Genomic DNA, 1509 nt, shown 5'->3' on the forward strand with positions numbered 1-1509 from the left:
TCGCTAGTTGTCCACTCTATCGATCACGGTACGAGCAGATACGTTGAAAGAGACCAGACGTGAGGCGGGATCAGAGTGTAACCCGCTTGGAAGGCAGTTCCCTGAGAGAATCTGTCGAGTTGCGTACTTCTCGTCGGTCATTCCTGGATCTACGTGAGCGTAGAACGTGGCTGTCGCTCCTCGCCAGCCTCGCTTCGGTCGAAGCGAGGCGGCTCAGGCGAGCCCGTGATCGTATCCCGCCGGCAATCCTACCCCGTTCGTCCGATATTTTTCCTTCCAACCGAGTTCATCGTCCAACACTCGTTCGACTCCGTGGAGAAACCCATCACCGAACGTGAACTCCACCGGGAGTGCTCGCCCGCCACGCTGTGGCGCGGCGAGCACCGCCCACTGGAGCACGACCCACAGCTGCTCTAACAGAAACCCAACGCCCACGTAGAACAACCGGATCGTCGTCGATGGCGTTGTTGTGAGGGCACGCGCTTCGCGGAACTTCTCGTAGCTCTTCTCGATCCGTGAGCGCTTGTTGTAGACTGTCGCGACCTGTCGCGGCGTGCGGTCTTCCAGACCGTACGCCGCGTATCCCGTCCGTTTTACCCCCGACTTCCCTCGATCTCCGTTGTGGTAGGTGACGTTCACCGCTAGTGGATACGTCTTTTCGTGCTCTTTGCCTTCACAGATCGTCTCTTCGGTCATATACGACGCGTTGACCGAGAGCTTCCGCCGGAGCGAGTCTTTCCCGGTCTTGACCGGAAAGACTGGCGGCGCAGTCTCACGAAGTACCCCGATCAGTTCCCCGTTGAAGGCAGCTCTATCGATGAGAATCTGCTTGGTCTCGAAGGGATAGGTCTCGACGCGGGCGAGCATGCGCTCGACCGCGTCGGCCTTGCTGTCCTCGCCAGCAACTGGCTCTATGGCGAGGGTCAGCGGCTTTCCTCGGGCAATGACGAACGCTGTACAATAGCGGTGACACTTCGTTGTTCCGTCGCGGGCTTGCATTCTCCTGAACTCGTCTTCGTCCTTCGGGTGGCCGTGAAACGGATTGTCCATGAAGTCGATACAGACGGTTCTCGACCCGTCACGGTCGAGAACCGTCATCGCTACCAGCGCAAGAATGTCGTTCACAGCGTCCAGCATGGCGTGTTTCTCGATGGTGTGGAGCCAGTCCATCACGGTCTTGCGGTTTGGCGTATCGGTGGTCTTCGTCGTGACCCCGTTGATCGATGTCGTTCCAACGGCGGCCCGAAGCACGACTTCCATGATCCCCTCGGGATCGAGGCCGGAGCCCTCGATCCCTTCCATCGGAATCAGCTCCAGCATCTCCAGAGCAAGAGATTTCAACTGGCCGTTCGAAAGGAACTCGTCCGGATCTGTGAGAACTTCCTTGAGCAAGGGTAGGTTCATCACGAGAACATCCGGACAACGGGTGAATCAGGTCACTGATTCATCCGCTTCATTCCTACAACGTATCAGCTATTGGGCTGTTGAGCCAAAGTGGACAACTAGCGA

The 1509-nt window shown here is 57.9% G+C and carries 1 protein-coding gene; it reads right to left on the reverse strand.

Features of this window, described 5'->3' with window-relative positions:
* Positions 1 to 213: 213 nt before the first annotated feature.
* The gene (locus ACQUQO_RS18155) at positions 214 to 1404 is read right to left on the reverse strand and encodes an ISH3 family transposase (RefSeq protein WP_435080050.1); all 1191 of its coding nucleotides are present in this window, start codon (positions 1402 to 1404) and stop codon (positions 214 to 216) included.
* Positions 1405 to 1509 lie beyond the last annotated feature (105 nt).

The organism is Halococcus sp. AFM35 (assembly GCF_051195015.1).
In the GTDB taxonomy this organism is placed as follows: domain Archaea; phylum Halobacteriota; class Halobacteria; order Halobacteriales; family Halococcaceae; genus Halococcus.

Coding starts and splice junctions, on each gene's coding strand:
- ACQUQO_RS18155 (WP_435080050.1), bottom strand. CDS start 1,404: ATGAACCTACCCTTGCTCAAGGAAGTTCTCACAGATCCGGACGAGTTC.